Origin of the sequence: Corynebacterium sp. HMSC064E07, from assembly GCF_001815745.1 — a bacterium.
In the GTDB taxonomy this organism is placed as follows: Bacteria; Actinomycetota; Actinomycetes; order Mycobacteriales; family Mycobacteriaceae; genus Corynebacterium; species Corynebacterium jeikeium_D.
Map to the genome: position 1 here is coordinate 278541 of NZ_KV821828.1, position 12815 is coordinate 291355.

A 12815-nucleotide genomic window follows, 5' to 3' on the forward strand; every position below is an offset into this window, starting at 1 on the left:
GGTCAATAGTCTAGTCGGCTGAAGCGGGCCGGGGCAGTCGGTTCCGGCGAGCGCGCGCCACTCCGTACTATCCTGGTGCCTATGAGCATGCCAGCAGCAACACCGATGCCCACTATGGATGCCGATGTCGTGACGGAATCGAACCGACCCTGGCAGTGCATTGTGTGGGATGACCAGGTTAATTCGATGAGTTATGTCACCTACGTGTTTCAGATGCTCTTCGGCATGGACCGAAAGAAGGCGCACGCGCTAATGATGACGGTTCACACGGAGGGCAAGGCAATCGTGTCTTCCGGTGAGCGTGACAAGGTGGAGGCCGATGTGAAGAAGCTCCACAAGGCAGGCTTGTGGGCAACAATGGAGCAGGCTGACTAAGCCGATATTCGACAGCGGGAGAGAATTTACATGCGTCCTTGGAAGCGCAAGCGATCCCTTCTCGGCGGTGGCGTCAAGTACGTCACGGCTTTTGAAGGCACGGAGCGGGATTTGCTGCTGAATCTGGCTGCTACTGTGGCGGACTCGCTGATGGAGCGAGCCCGGTCGGCGCCGAAGGATGAGCTCGCGGAAATGACGGGAATGCCTGTCGGACACTCCGAAGCCCCATCCGATCCGAAGCTTGCGCGACTGTTGCCGGACTTCACCAAGCCGGGTGAGGAGAGCGTGGAGGGGGAAAACGCCCTCATGCGCCAGCTGCATGAATCGGAGATTGTAGAGAGCAAGCTCCATTCCCTGCGTGCGATTATCGACGCCCTGGAGCCCGCCGAGTCGGGGCAGGTATCCATTTCCGAAAGTGATGCCCATGCCTGGGTGGCGGGTATCAATGACCTACGTATTTACCTGCATGTTTCCATGGAGAACCTCAATGGCTCCATCGAACAGATTGAGCAGACCGACGCGATGTACCAGTGGCTGTCCTACAACCAAGAGTCACTGTTGGACCAGCTCATGGGTGAGTAGCGAATCCGAGCAAAACCCCGAAAAGATGCAGTAATCAACTGAGGTTAGCTGCCATGAACTGTGGTGAAAGGTGCCGTGGTCGACAATGAATTCTGAGATCTTCGCAATCAGCCCCACCGACATTCGACACCAAGCCAGCAGTGCTGCGCTGGGCGCGAGCATCGACATCGGCGCAGGCTGTCTCGACTCCATCGACGGCATCTCTATCGGCCATGCTTCTGAGGGGGATACCGGAGTCACCGTCATCGCCGCTCCAGGCGGTGCTGTCGGCGCTGTCGATGTCCGCGGCGGCGGTCCGGGCACCCGCGAGACCGACCTGCTCGCACCGGAGAATACCGTCGAACGCGCCCACGCTGTCGTTTTGGCTGGCGGCTCCGCGTACGGCCTCGCAGCTGCCGACGGAGTTATGCGCGAACTGCGCGACCGCGGCATTGGCTTTGAGGTCACCCCAACTCGTCCGGATATCCTCGTGCCCATCGTTCCCGGTGCTGTCATCTTCGACTTGCTGTTGGGGGAGCCGACGCTGCCCACCGCTGAACTAGGGCGCGAGGCGTTGTCGCACGCGCTTGACGACGTCCCGGAGGACACTCCCTCCGGGACAGTAGGTGCCGGTGTCGGTGCTATGGCCGGGGCAATCAAGGGTGGTTTTGGACAAGCCCGTGTGACCTCCGCCGATGGTAAGTACTTTGTGGCTGCCGCAATGGTGGTGAACTCCTTTGGTGCGGTCATTGACCCGGAGGGACACCTTTACGGAATGCCCGCGGCTGCCGGTGCCAGCAAGGAGGCATTGGCCCGGCTGGACCAGGTTTTCGTCGGTAGAACCAAAATTCTCGCCGATGCGGCTGGCGACGGGGAGTCGTCGGCAAACACGCGAAACACAACGATTGGCACGTTGATAACCAATGCGCCGGTGACAACTGCGCAGTTGAAGCGGTTGGCGATGTGCGGTCATGACGGGTTGGCGCGAGCGATTCGGCCGGCTCATGCGCCGATGGACGGTGACACGCTGTTTGCCCTCAGCTCGGCCGAGGCGGCGGATAGCGGAAACGCTGAACCCGTGGGCTCGGATGTGGTGGCCCTGTTGGCTGCGATGGCGGCCGATGCGGTGCAGATGGCTATTGTCGATGCCGTGATGAGTGCAACGGGACGCGCGGAAGTAGCCGCGCTGTCAGAGATGCTGGACAAGTAGTGAAGGAAGTTCGCCAATGAATCCGCAATGGAGCTCGGGACAACAGCAGAATTACCAGAACTATGCGCAGTACCCGATGGGCGGTCCCGTGCAGACGCGGCGGAATAATCAGATTGTTCCACAGGATCGCGACGGCGGGCTCGGGGCGGCCATCAGTACGGCTATTGGGTACCTGGCACTTATCTGGACGGTCTTTCTTGTCAACGAATTCATCTTTGGTGGGGCGCTGAACAACTTCGGTGTGCGCCCACGCGAAACCTCGACGCTGTGGGGAATTTTGACCGCACCGCTGCTGCACGCAGATTACGGGCACATTGTGGCGAACTCTCTGCCCGGGGCGTTGTTCGCCGGTTTGATTGCAATGTCGTCGAAGCGGCTATTTTGGCAGGTCACACTCTTGATTACGGTCGTTGGTGGCGGTCTGACCTGGCTGGTCGGCGGTGTAAATACCGTCCACATCGGTGCGTCCGGCCTGATTTACGGCTGGCTGGCGTTTTTGGTCGTACGCGGTTTCGTGAATCGTCGGGTGATGCAGATTATTTTGGGCGTGATTCTGGCATCGATGTATTCGGGTCTTATCTGGGGAGTGCTGCCAACACAGATGGCTGTTAGTTGGCAGATGCACCTCTTCGGTGGGCTTGCGGGCATCTGGGCTGCGGTGATGTTTAAGCGCGGTCGTGCACGTGGCTAAGAGTGCACGTCGCTAAGAGCCCGAGGTACGTGGCATCAGCTCCTGACGAAATCGGCCTAGAATAGGAGCTTCGGTGTTTGACCAACGATATGAGGAGTCCAGATAGCGGTGGGAGCAGGAGCAGAAACTCAGGCAGTCAATCAGCTGAGAGCGCAGGATAGCGGCTTCCCCGACCGAACAGCGCCGATTGGCATCTTTGACTCCGGCGTCGGTGGGCTGACAGTGGCACGTGCCATCATGGATCAGCTGCCGCACGAGTCGATTATGTACATCGGCGATACTGCCAACGGCCCTTACGGCCCGTTGCGCATCGCCGAGGTTCGTCAGCACGCGGAAGCGATTGCCGATGAACTGGTTGCACGCGGCTGCAAGATGATTGTCATTGCCTGCAACACGGCTTCGGCCGCATTTTTGCGTGATGCCCGCGAGCGCTACCCAGTCCCAGTAGTCGAGGTCATTCTGCCCGCTGTGCGCCGTGCGGTCTCGACTACCAGGAATGGAAAAGTCGGCGTAATCGGTACCGCCGCCACGATTCGCTCCCGTGCCTACCAAGATCTCTTTGATGCAGTGCCTGGCGTGGATGTCTCTGCGGTCGACTGCCCGCGATTCGTGGACTTTGTCGAGCGAGGAATCACCTCTGGTCGCCAGATTCTGGGACTTGCGGAGGGCTACCTCGCGCCATTGCAGGCCGATGGTGTAGACACCCTCGTTCTGGGCTGCACCCATTATCCGCTGCTGTCTGGTGTGATTCAGCTGGCTATGGGGGAGGACGTCGCCCTAGTGTCGTCGGCGGAGGAGACGTCGAAGGATGTTCTGCGCATCCTCACAAAGACCGACATGCTCGCTGACCCGGAGAGTAATCCGAACCCTGTGCGCACATTCGAATCCACTGGAGATCCGCAAGTTTTTGCATCCCTGGCAAAGCGCTTCCTTGGGCCGGGTATTAGCCAGGTCACTATGCATTCCCAAATGTGACCTTTCTTATTAAATCCAGACACTCCATTGGTTTTTTGCTCGTTTTTGATCAATTACATGGCAAGCTTGAAGTATGCGATTGAAGGTTCTGGGATGTACAGGCAGCATGGGTGGCCCATCGGCGCCAGCATCTGGCTACCTCATTGAGCTGGATAACGGTCGAACCTTTGTCATTGATTTGGGTCCCGGTGTCCTCGCCGAATTGCAGAAGATCTCTGATCCTGCAGCTTGTGATTTGTTACTAACTCATGTGCACCCAGACCACACTGCAGACATTCCAGGGCTGCTCGTCTGGCGTCGCTTCCACCCGACAGCCCCGGCGAGTTCCCGGAATCTCCTGGTTGGCCCCGGAGACATTCACGACCGGATAGGCACCATGTGCAAAGCACTGGGAAGTGAAGAAGATGCCAACCTGGAAGACACTTTTGACCAGGTTGTGAGTAACCCAGGTGAGCCACTGTTAGTCGGTGGGGGCGAAGCGGACGGAGGCGCCGTCGTCACGCCGTATAACATGGTCCACCCGGTGCCAGCTGTTGGATATCGCATTGAAGCAGATGGTCTGACCATTGCGTACACCGGAGATACTGCGTGGACCGATGAACTGGTGGAGCTGGCGCGGGATGCGGATATCTTCATTTGTGAAGCCACATGGTGCAGCAACGAAGAGGGCACCCCACCGGATATGCACCTGACGGGCTACGAGGCCGGAAAGGCAGCGACGCTGGCGGGGGTTAAGAAGTTGGTGCTGACTCACATTCCGCCATACGCCGACGGTGAAGAAGCACTACGTGCTGCGAAGAGTACCTTTGCCGGTGACGTTGAATTGGCCTACCTGGGCATGGAGCTAGGCGGCTAGTCTCAGCGACTATCGGGTTTCCGTACAGCTGTCGCACCGCTTTCGCGCCGGGCGGTAGGGTAGTTGGCATGACTACAGCTAATTCCGATTTTCGCCGTGCCGATGGACGCGCGGTTGATGAAATGCGCAAGGTGACCATCACTCGTGGCTTCACCGACAATCCGGCCGGTTCTGTGCTGGTTACTTTCGGTAATACGCGTGTAATGTGCACCGCTTCCGTCGAACAGTCGGTGCCACGATTCAAGCGTGACTCCGGCGAGGGCTGGTTGACCGCTGAGTACTCCATGCTGCCGGCCTCTACCCACGAGCGCATGCCCCGCGAGTCAATGCGCGGCAAGGTCAAGGGTCGCACTCACGAGATTTCCCGTCTGATCGGTCGCTCCTTGCGAGCTGCTATCGACTTGAAGGAACTCGGTGAGAACACCATCAACATCGACTGTGATGTTCTGCAGGCGGATGGTGGTACTCGAACCGCTTCCATCACCGGTGCGTACGTCGCGCTGGCTGATGCCCTGACCTACCTGCATGCAGTGGGCGCTGTTCCGGGCACCCCGCTGAAGGCACCAGTCGCAGCTGTTTCGGTTGGCATTATTGACGGCCGTGTCTGTCTAGATCTGCCTTACGAGGAGGACTCCCGCGCTGAGGTCGACCTCAACGTGGTGATGACCGCAGAGGGCAAGTTCGTCGAAATCCAGGGCACTGGCGAGGAAGGCACCTTCGACCGCGATCAGCTGAATGACATGCTCGACTCGGCGGAAAAGGGCCTGCGTGAGCTCGTTGCCCTGCAGCAGGAAGTTCTGCGTGCGCCGTACCCGGGTGAGCTGCCGTGAAGCTCCTCGTCGCTACCCGAAATTCTAAAAAACTAGTCGAGCTCGACCGCATCCTGCGTGCGGCGGGTATTGATTCGGTGGAACTTCTTTCGCTTAGCGACGTCCCGGAGTACCCAGAGCGCCCCGAAACCGGTCGCACTTTTGCGGACAACGCCTACATCAAGGCTTTCGATGGTGCGAAACACACCGGCTACGCGTGTTTGGCAGACGATTCGGGGCTCAGCGTCGATGAGCTAAACGGCATGCCGGGTGTGCTCTCGGCGCGCTGGTCGGGCACTCACGGCGACGATGTCGCTAACTACGAGCTGCTGCTCGCCCAGATGGGGGACTGCCCAGATGAGCGTCGTACGGCGTCCTTCCGTACCGCCTGCGCGTTGGTCGTCCCCGGTGCCAAGGAGGTGCCGTCCGCGCTTGCCGACGGCGGTTTCCCAGCGGTCCTCGATGAAGCCGGTAATCTGCTGCTGGTTGTAGAGGGCCGCTGGCCTGGCGCCATTCTGCGCGAGCCTGTTGGGGACAATGGGTTCGGCTACGATCCGGTGTTCGCGCCCGCAGTTGGGGAGGGCAACGAAGCTGAGGGGGCCTTGTCTGCGGCACAAATGAGCGCCGAAGACAAGGACGCTTTTAGCCACAGGGGGCGTGCACTGCGTGCCTTGACTCCGGCGCTGAAAATTCTGGCTGAGGTTGAGGCTAAGGGGTAGCCCTGGGGCGAGCCCTCGGGCTGCCGAGAGCCCGCTACTTCAGCTGGAAAGCGGTCTCGACTTCCTCACGGCGCTTCTTCTCGACAAAGAAGGAGAGGAACGGGACCACGCCACCGAGCGCGGTGATGATCCACTTTGCTGGTTCCCAGCGGGCTTTGGTGCCCAGGTTTACGGTGGCAATGAGGAATGCCATGTAGCCGAAGCCGTGAATCTGGGCGGTGTAGAAGAACCACCGCGGCGCGTCGGCGGAGTTGTCGAGGATGAGGTACTTGTAAATCATCTCGGCACACAGCAAGAGCAGCATCACACCCGTGAAATAGGCGGTGACGGAGAAGTACGTCAGTGCCTTCCTTACGCGCTCTTGACGATCTGGATTGATGTTGGTCACTAAAAGTCCTTTTCTCGAATAAGCAGTTATCGCCTAGGCGTTGGTGCCAGAATCCGTCGATTGTGTCTCATCCACACGCTGCACCTTTCGCGAGCCATCCGGGTTGGTCGGCAGGAATTCGTCTGGAATTTCCGTCATGACATCGTCTTTAGCCTCAAATGCGGCCTCGCTATTGCCGCTCAGGCGTTCGCGTTCGTACTCCATGTACTTGCGGTAGGCCCAAATAAAGAACAGGCCGAAAGCTGGCCACTGCAGTGCGTAGCCCAGGTTTTGGAATGAGCTGGTTGTGTTCCACCTGCTGAGCTGCCAGTAGGCGAGTACAAGAGTGGCGCCGACTGCAAGAGCCAAGAAGATTAGTTGCACCACGCGGGTACGAGTGGGAATCTTCGCTGGCTTGTCAGTGGTATTGGGATGCTGTGAAGTGGACACATAACCACCATAGCTAGTCCGTGACCTGCCAAGCTAGCGCGCTCGCTGGATAAGGCAGGGGATGGGACATTAGGAATTCAGCTAGGACATTAGGAAATCTGCGGCAAACCCGTTAAAGTGTGTACAGTCCAAATGAGCTGTGAAAGTTCGTTGCGCCTGTAGGTGGCTTATCAGTAGTCCATGCTTACGGGGACTGTACGTAACTGTCACGGATTCGCGACGGGCGCCTGTGGCGGAATTGGCAGACGCGCTGGATTTAGGTTCCAGTGCCTTAGGGCGTGGGAGTTCAAGTCTCCCCAGGCGCACACATAAATACCCCGTGACTATGCAGGTCACGGGGTATTTTACTTTTCCGGGTGGCTCTCCACTACAACCTCACTGCAACCCGAGTCTAAAATTTCGCCCATTTTCGCCCCAACTTCGCCGAGTCCCGAGTCGAAAAGGTGCGAGTAAGTGTCGAGCGTAATCGACGGCTTAGCGTGACCCAGCTGTCGTTGTACTTGCAACACGTTCGCACCCGCCGAGATAAGTAGCGACGCGGCAGTGTGGCGGAGGTCATGGCGACCCAGCCCCTTGGGAAAAGTGTCGTCGTCGGCTACGCACCGGGCCACTGCCTCACTCCACCACGAGTGAGAGGTAGCGGGCATGGGCAGAGGTGTGTACGTGTCGCCGCGTAGAGCGTGCCACACTAGCTCGGTGGGGTGGCGGTCTGTAACCAGCGGGCGCAGCGCCTCCACAACTTGCGGGGGCATAGACACCGTGCGGGTCTCACCTGTCTTGGTGGTCGAGCCGACGGTAACCTTGCCGGTCTCGCTGCGGGTGACAGTGCGGCGAATGACGGCCGTGCCCGTTATCAAGTCCACGTCGCCGACCGCGAGTGCCGTAGCCTCACCGTATCGGCAGCCGGTTCCCACAAGGAACAACACAAGGGAGGAGTAGCCCACCTGGTCGTTGTAACGGCTACGCCGCAGCTCCTCGGTAAACGAGGTGATTTGCTGGGGAGTCAAGATATTCTGCTGCTTGGCACGGGAACCACGACCACGCCACCGAAGCCCCCGCGCGGGGTTAGAGTCAACAGCCCCCGCCTCTCGCGCGTACTCCAACAGGTTGCCGAGAATACCGACTACATCTTTCGCAGACCCCTCGGTGAGGTCGTCGAGGAGACGGTCACGCCACATCACCACCTGTGGGGTTGTAATGGAGCTGCACAGCCGCGTGCCCCACTCCGGCTCAATCCGCTGCTTCCAGAACCGGAGATACTTCCGGCGGGTTTCCCCCGAGGTCGATAGGTCAGCCTCCCATTGGGAGTAGAAGTCGGCGACGGTCGCGCGAGGGATAGCTGACCCAGTAAGGCGAGCTTTGGTTTTTGGTAGCTCGTGGTCTCGCCAGGCGCGAGCCTCCGCCAGCGTGTCAAAGGGGTGCGGGCCGTACTGTGTCGCTCCTGCCGCCTTGTAAATAACGAGGTATCTAGCCTCGCGGGGCTTGTCCTTGGGAACCCATATGTAGATGTTGCGGTCTATGCGCGTCCTACCGGGCGGGTAGCGTTTTGCCATGTGCGACCTCCTGGGCGTGAGGTAAAAGTGGTGATTTTACCAGGTGTTGACACTTGTCAACAATACTGGGACGTTAAGGGTCACTGAAAACCTGCCCCCGGTAGAGGGTGTGCTTACTAAGATTGGCACAAGCTTTACCTAAGCGTTTATCAGGATTACCGCTTCCTGTGGCAGTGACCTGCGGAAACAGTGATTCTCCGTGAAGCAGGGTGCCCGGTCGTGCTTAGGGTCATATCCATGACAAAACGCAATGACAAAACAACTGGTTTACACGAGCGGCTACTCACTCCCGAGCAGGCAGCCGCGCACCTCCATCTCAACCCGCGGACGTTGGCGAACTGGCGCAGTCGCAGGCAAGGGCCGCCGTATATCCGCTGCGGGCGAATGTGCCTCTACGACCCTGCCGACCTGGACTCGTGGCTGTCGAGGCAGCGGGTCGGCACTGTTGCCTAGCCGCACGCCCGCAGCCAGGAGGCGCTAGACGGGTGAGAAATGCTAAACGCCCTACCTATGGACAGGTAGGGCGTTTGCTCTATATTTTGCAGGAGTTTACTTGTCGCGCGACTCGCTACCGTCGTCCGGCATTTTGTCGAGTGCAGAATCGACGATGAGTTTGATGGTCTCCATCTCACCCTTGTACTTCACGAAACCGAGCAGTTCCTTGACTACTTCTTGAGGAGCGCGCTCAATCTGGGCGAGGGCAGCTTCTGGGTCATTCTTGATAAGTTCTACAAATGTCATGCCTCAAAAATAAACGGCCACAGTGTGGCTGTCTAGGCCAGATGGAAAAAGCTTTGGCCTGGCCAAGTTATCCACAGGCACGCAGCCAGGCGGCAGTCTCCACACACGCGGCGGCATGTACCCCGGCCAGCGTGCCAGCGGGCACGCCGAGCAGCGACTCCGCCTCGGCGGTGGAAATGCCGCGCGCGGCAGTGTGGACACCGGCCAGCGGCGCGGTGCCAGCGAGAATACTGCGGAGCTGGGATAAATCTGCCATGAGGAGGTCTCCCCGCCCCGGGCGCGGGGGAGGGGGGGAGTGCGCCCGGGGCAAAACTGAATATAAAGCCAAGTGGGTCAGGCCGCCCGACGCGGCTTACAGTTCCCTCGGCTAAATCTACAACGTACATTGTGGTCTCCCTGGGCATAGAAAACTTGTGTCAAAACTCCCCTCCTATTCTACTATTAGTGCAGGTAAAATAGGGCGCATGACAGAGAAAATCGCAATCAATATCGACACCACACGACACGCCGCGGAGGAGACCCGCGCGATTGCCGCCGACCTCCGGCGGCTCGCCGACGACACTGTGACGGAAATGCTCGCCGCAGTGAAAGCCGACTTTTCGCAGGGCAGCCAGGACGGCGGAGTCTCGCCGCTGTTCGTCGAGCCGCTGGCTACCGTCGAGGCCGCCTTGGAACGGTGGCGCGCAGGCCACTACGCTTACGCGGACAACCTCGACCGAGCAGCAGCGGGGCTGGACGCTACTGCCAACGGGGCAGAGGCAGCCGAGACGGACGCGGTAGCTGCTGCCGGGCGCGTGGAGCCGGGCACGGCGACCAGCCCTGACCGTGGCCCCGACTACACGCACCTCGTCGAGAGTGCGGTCAGGGAGCCGGACAGGGGGCCTGACCTAACTCATCTCGTCGAGCACAGTGTGCGGGAGCCTGACCGTGGGCCTGACCTTACCCAGCAGGTCGAAAGCCGCGTGTGGGAGGACGCAGACCCCGACCACACAGCGGAGGCGGAGGGCGCAGTCCGCGGGCCACTGAAACCCGGCGACGACACCGCCCACGAGTGGGAAAACCCCGAGGCGCTAGCTGCTCACGCCCGACGCGGTGTAGACACGTCCGAGGCTGGTAGCCGCGTCGGGCCGACCATCGACGGCAACGGCGAGAGGGTAGAGCCGTCGCGTCGGGCCGTGTCCTGGACAGAGGACGCGTTCGCCGTGCCGCTGCACACGAACTAGCCACAGCCCCGCGTTACTTGGCGCGGGGCACGCTTAGGGGACAAGGAAATCGCAGGTCAGGGGAGTGGGGGAGTGGGCCGAGCAGCACGGGGGAGGGTGGGAAGAAGCCGCGCCTGTCTACGCGGCGCGGTGGGTGCGTGGGGGCGGGGAATACCGTCCGCGCCAACCGTGGTCAAAATTTGGACAGTTAACCAAGAACGGTCTGTGAGCTTCTGCGTAAGCGGCTGCACAGTGGACGGAAGAGCACTACATGGAATTAGTAACCCTGTTTAGGGGTAGCGAATATACCCGTTTACTGTGGCGCGGCTCACATTTTCACGGGTTGGTACATGTCTTTTATGCACACTTTATGCCGTGTCCGTCCCACTTGGCAAGCCTGCGGGGGTGCTGTGACCTACAACAAAATGTTGACACCCCATGTAAATGACGGAGGTCTCCCATGAAGTGTTGACACGTGTCAACACATTAAGAAGCAGGTCACGCGCGTATTTAGCTATTGCGTAAAGCGCGTAAAGCGCGTTAAGTTGTCGGTATGAAACGAACATGTAACGCCACCCCCGCAGGGTGGCTCACAGAACCAGAAGCGGCCGCCCGCATGGGGTTGGCCTCCGCAACACTCGCCACGCGCCGTCGTGAGGGCGGTGATGTGCCCCGCCACATCACCACGGGGGCGCGCCGCCACCTCTACCGTGAGACTGATGTAGAGCTATGGCTGGCCGCCCGCACCACCGACCCGGCAGCCGACACAGTGGCTTCACTTATCGAGGAGTCGCGTACGCCTCGCAGAGACGTGCCGACACACTCCGATACTGCGACGGTCGGGAGCTTCACGCTCACGGCAGGGTCATCTGCCGAGTTACAGACCGCGCTGACCATGTGCCCGGAGTCGCTGACCGCTCTCGACCTAGCTGTCGCGCTGGCGCAGACCCAGAGCCTCGGCACCGTGACCTGGGAGGGGCGCATGCCTCGGCTGGCACTCCGCGGTGTTAGTACCTCGCTGCTGGCACACATGAACCGTCACCCGGCCACAGCGGCCAGCGCTGCCGCGCTGGCCGCAACCTGCAGAATTCACACAGCGCTTATCAACGGCGCTAACAACGACCAGGCTGCATAGCCGCAACAGACAAGGAGAATTGACATGGAAAATCTGGCATGGAAGAAAAACTTCACTGACCTGCTTCGCGAGTTCGAGCAGAATGGGACTGTGGAAATCCCTACACATCGGTTTCGTCGCAGTGACACGGTTCGCTACGCGGGTGAAGCGGTCGGCGAACTGCTGCGTCTGGCCGTAGCTGACTATCCCGGCGAGACTGCGCAGGTGCGGGTACGCGACTTTGAGGCGCTCATGCGCCGCCATTCAGAGGTAGATACAACGGGCATTCGCACGGAGGCAATTGAAAACCCCAAGCATAAGGCAGCGCGGGAAAAGCGTAAGCACGAACACGTGGAGGCAAGCCGTGCTACCGAGGAGATGAAAGCGTACTGCGAAAAGTGTGGGGTTACTGCGACGCGCGCAGAGTCGTCCGCGGCTATCGACTACCCGGAACCGGGTAGTGCTGAGATGAACACCATCAATTCAGAGGAAGAATTTTTCGAGGTGACAATCACGCACCCGGAACGTGAGGACTGGGTAGCAACCGTCGCTGTGCCGGGCGACGACCTGGAAGTTGTAGCGGAATTCTGGGCCATGGAGAAAGAGCCGCTGGTGCCAGACCGCGCAGTGTGGCCGCTTGTACAGAAGCTCGATGAAGCGCTCGCCGCCGCTAGGTAGCGAAAAGTTGGCCACATAAAGCCCCGTGCCACGAGGCGCGGGGCTTTTGCCTGCTCAGGAGACAAGCGCAGGCCAGGGAGTGGGGCGGATAGCACGGGGAGGGTAGGGGAGTCAAAGCAAAATTGGGCGCGGGGGTGGCTGATGGTGACGTGCAGTAAAGTGTTGACACTGGTCAACGCATGAAAAGACCTTGCGAAGTGGCCAACTTTGGCCATATAATTCGGGGGTGGCTAGAACTCGACGAGGTTAGGAGCACCCCCATGAGTCACATCACAGAGGCAGAGGCCGCCACCCGGCTCGGCGTATCCCGCCGGACACTGCGACGCTGGCGCGCGGCAGGCCGCGACGTACCTGCCCACGCCCGCCTACATGGCCGCATTATCTACGACCGCGAGGACGTGGAAGCGTGGGCCGCCCGCCAATTCACCCCGCGGATTGCCGCCTAGACAAAGAAAGAGGCCCCGGGCGGTCATCCGAGGCCCCTCACACACAATGCTGAAAAGGATTTGAACCT

Annotated in this window: 18 protein-coding genes and 1 tRNA gene; 14 read left to right on the forward strand and 5 right to left on the reverse strand. The window is 59.9% G+C overall.

Annotated features, from left to right (window positions below):
* The first annotated feature begins 81 nt into the window (after window positions 1-81).
* From clpS to HMPREF3053_RS09850, 8 genes are all read left to right on the forward strand, one after another.
* A complete protein-coding gene (gene clpS, locus HMPREF3053_RS09815; RefSeq protein ID WP_005511165.1) occupies window positions 82-375 on the forward strand; it encodes an ATP-dependent Clp protease adapter ClpS in 294 nt (97 codons plus the stop codon).
* A 30-nt stretch (window positions 376-405) separates the two neighbouring features.
* Window positions 406-957: a DUF2017 domain-containing protein gene (locus HMPREF3053_RS09820; protein ID WP_005511188.1), complete on the forward strand. Its 552-nt coding sequence runs from the start codon at window positions 406-408 to the stop codon at window positions 955-957.
* A gap of 85 nt (window positions 958-1042) precedes the next feature.
* Window positions 1043-2146 carry a P1 family peptidase gene (locus HMPREF3053_RS09825; RefSeq protein WP_049172868.1) on the forward strand — a complete coding sequence of 368 codons (1104 nt, stop codon included), beginning with the start codon at window positions 1043-1045 and terminating at the stop codon, window positions 2144-2146.
* Between the two features lie 16 nt (window positions 2147-2162).
* Window positions 2163-2837, forward strand: coding sequence for a rhomboid family intramembrane serine protease (locus HMPREF3053_RS09830; RefSeq protein ID WP_016422263.1), 675 nt, complete (start codon window positions 2163-2165; stop codon window positions 2835-2837).
* A gap of 108 nt (window positions 2838-2945) precedes the next feature.
* Window positions 2946-3812: a glutamate racemase gene (murI, locus tag HMPREF3053_RS09835; RefSeq protein ID WP_370545756.1), complete on the forward strand. Its 867-nt coding sequence runs from the start codon at window positions 2946-2948 to the stop codon at window positions 3810-3812.
* 73 nt (window positions 3813-3885) lie between these two features.
* Window positions 3886-4668 carry an MBL fold metallo-hydrolase gene (locus HMPREF3053_RS09840; RefSeq protein ID WP_070549691.1) on the forward strand — a complete coding sequence of 261 codons (783 nt, stop codon included), beginning with the start codon at window positions 3886-3888 and terminating at the stop codon, window positions 4666-4668.
* Window positions 4669-4736: 68 nt separating this feature from the next.
* Window positions 4737-5498, forward strand: a complete 762-nt coding sequence (gene rph / locus HMPREF3053_RS09845) for a ribonuclease PH (protein WP_016422266.1) — start codon at window positions 4737-4739, stop codon at window positions 5496-5498.
* Window positions 5495-6196 (forward strand): non-canonical purine NTP pyrophosphatase, encoded by a 702-nt coding sequence (locus HMPREF3053_RS09850; RefSeq protein ID WP_049172870.1) that lies wholly within the window; start codon window positions 5495-5497, stop codon window positions 6194-6196. The genes rph and HMPREF3053_RS09850 overlap by 4 nt, the downstream gene beginning before the upstream one ends.
* Window positions 6197-6230: 34 nt before the next feature.
* Here the strand turns inward: HMPREF3053_RS09850 and HMPREF3053_RS09855 are convergent, their stop codons facing one another.
* Both HMPREF3053_RS09855 and HMPREF3053_RS09860 read right to left on the reverse strand, forming a co-directional pair.
* Window positions 6231-6584: a DUF3817 domain-containing protein gene (locus HMPREF3053_RS09855; protein WP_005511118.1), complete on the reverse strand. Its 354-nt coding sequence runs from the start codon at window positions 6582-6584 to the stop codon at window positions 6231-6233.
* 33 nt (window positions 6585-6617) lie between these two features.
* Entirely contained in the window at window positions 6618-7013 is a 396-nt protein-coding gene (locus tag HMPREF3053_RS09860) for a hypothetical protein (RefSeq protein ID WP_049172873.1), read from the reverse strand.
* Between the two features lie 223 nt (window positions 7014-7236).
* On the opposite strand from HMPREF3053_RS09860, the gene HMPREF3053_RS09865 reads away from it, so the two are divergent.
* Window positions 7237-7318 (forward strand) — tRNA-Leu (locus HMPREF3053_RS09865).
* Between the two features lie 39 nt (window positions 7319-7357).
* Here the strand turns inward: HMPREF3053_RS09865 and HMPREF3053_RS09870 are convergent.
* Complete coding sequence (locus tag HMPREF3053_RS09870) at window positions 7358-8566, reverse strand: tyrosine-type recombinase/integrase (protein WP_070767631.1); 1209 nt, start codon at window positions 8564-8566, stop codon at window positions 7358-7360.
* A gap of 237 nt (window positions 8567-8803) precedes the next feature.
* Here HMPREF3053_RS09870 and HMPREF3053_RS10930 point away from each other — a divergent pair, with 237 nt between their 5' ends.
* Window positions 8804-9019, forward strand: a complete 216-nt coding sequence (locus tag HMPREF3053_RS10930; protein WP_080969570.1) for a helix-turn-helix domain-containing protein — start codon at window positions 8804-8806, stop codon at window positions 9017-9019.
* Window positions 9020-9115: 96 nt separating this feature from the next.
* On the opposite strand, the gene HMPREF3053_RS09875 is transcribed toward HMPREF3053_RS10930, so the two are convergent.
* Together HMPREF3053_RS09875 and HMPREF3053_RS09880 are read right to left on the reverse strand one after the other, a co-directional pair.
* Window positions 9116-9307 carry a hypothetical protein gene (locus HMPREF3053_RS09875; protein ID WP_049189747.1) on the reverse strand — a complete coding sequence of 64 codons (192 nt, stop codon included), beginning with the start codon at window positions 9305-9307 and terminating at the stop codon, window positions 9116-9118.
* Window positions 9308-9374: 67 nt separating this feature from the next.
* Window positions 9375-9563 carry a hypothetical protein gene (locus HMPREF3053_RS09880; protein ID WP_070767632.1) on the reverse strand — a complete coding sequence of 63 codons (189 nt, stop codon included), beginning with the start codon at window positions 9561-9563 and terminating at the stop codon, window positions 9375-9377.
* Between the two features lie 208 nt (window positions 9564-9771).
* On the opposite strand from HMPREF3053_RS09880, the gene HMPREF3053_RS09885 reads away from it, so the two are divergent.
* The 4 genes from HMPREF3053_RS09885 to HMPREF3053_RS09900 all read left to right on the forward strand — a co-directional run bounded on the left by HMPREF3053_RS09885 (window position 9772) and on the right by HMPREF3053_RS09900 (window position 12747).
* On the forward strand, window positions 9772-10530 hold the full coding sequence (locus HMPREF3053_RS09885; protein ID WP_070767633.1) for a hypothetical protein: 759 nt from the start codon (window positions 9772-9774) through the stop codon (window positions 10528-10530).
* Window positions 10531-11062: 532 nt separating this feature from the next.
* A complete protein-coding gene (locus HMPREF3053_RS09890) occupies window positions 11063-11644 on the forward strand; it encodes a helix-turn-helix transcriptional regulator (protein ID WP_141758953.1) in 582 nt (193 codons plus the stop codon).
* Window positions 11645-11668: 24 nt separating this feature from the next.
* Window positions 11669-12301, forward strand: coding sequence for a hypothetical protein (locus tag HMPREF3053_RS09895; protein WP_070767635.1), 633 nt, complete (start codon window positions 11669-11671; stop codon window positions 12299-12301).
* Between the two features lie 260 nt (window positions 12302-12561).
* A complete protein-coding gene (locus HMPREF3053_RS09900; RefSeq protein WP_246819396.1) occupies window positions 12562-12747 on the forward strand; it encodes a helix-turn-helix domain-containing protein in 186 nt (61 codons plus the stop codon).
* Window positions 12748-12815 lie beyond the last annotated feature (68 nt).

What these genes read in the sequence shown, in the direction of transcription:
- HMPREF3053_RS09825 (WP_049172868.1), top strand. Translation starts at nt 1,043, where the DNA reads ATGAATTCTGAGATCTTCGCAATCAGCCCCACCGACATTCGACACCAA.
- HMPREF3053_RS09900 (WP_246819396.1), top strand. Translation starts at nt 12,562, where the DNA reads ATGAGTCACATCACAGAGGCAGAGGCCGCCACCCGGCTCGGCGTATCC.
- HMPREF3053_RS09880 (WP_070767632.1), bottom strand. Translation starts at nt 9,563, where the DNA reads ATGGCAGATTTATCCCAGCTCCGCAGTATTCTCGCTGGCACCGCGCCG.
- HMPREF3053_RS09870 (WP_070767631.1), bottom strand. Translation starts at nt 8,566, where the DNA reads ATGGCAAAACGCTACCCGCCCGGTAGGACGCGCATAGACCGCAACATC.
- HMPREF3053_RS09895 (WP_070767635.1), top strand. Translation starts at nt 11,669, where the DNA reads ATGGAAAATCTGGCATGGAAGAAAAACTTCACTGACCTGCTTCGCGAG.
- HMPREF3053_RS10930 (WP_080969570.1), top strand. Translation starts at nt 8,804, where the DNA reads ATGACAAAACGCAATGACAAAACAACTGGTTTACACGAGCGGCTACTC.
- clpS (WP_005511165.1), top strand. Translation starts at nt 82, where the DNA reads ATGAGCATGCCAGCAGCAACACCGATGCCCACTATGGATGCCGATGTC.
- HMPREF3053_RS09820 (WP_005511188.1), top strand. Translation starts at nt 406, where the DNA reads ATGCGTCCTTGGAAGCGCAAGCGATCCCTTCTCGGCGGTGGCGTCAAG.
- rph (WP_016422266.1), top strand. Translation starts at nt 4,737, where the DNA reads ATGACTACAGCTAATTCCGATTTTCGCCGTGCCGATGGACGCGCGGTT.
- HMPREF3053_RS09840 (WP_070549691.1), top strand. Translation starts at nt 3,886, where the DNA reads ATGCGATTGAAGGTTCTGGGATGTACAGGCAGCATGGGTGGCCCATCG.
- HMPREF3053_RS09830 (WP_016422263.1), top strand. Translation starts at nt 2,163, where the DNA reads ATGAATCCGCAATGGAGCTCGGGACAACAGCAGAATTACCAGAACTAT.
- HMPREF3053_RS09890 (WP_141758953.1), top strand. Translation starts at nt 11,063, where the DNA reads ATGAAACGAACATGTAACGCCACCCCCGCAGGGTGGCTCACAGAACCA.
- HMPREF3053_RS09885 (WP_070767633.1), top strand. Translation starts at nt 9,772, where the DNA reads ATGACAGAGAAAATCGCAATCAATATCGACACCACACGACACGCCGCG.
- HMPREF3053_RS09875 (WP_049189747.1), bottom strand. Translation starts at nt 9,307, where the DNA reads ATGACATTTGTAGAACTTATCAAGAATGACCCAGAAGCTGCCCTCGCC.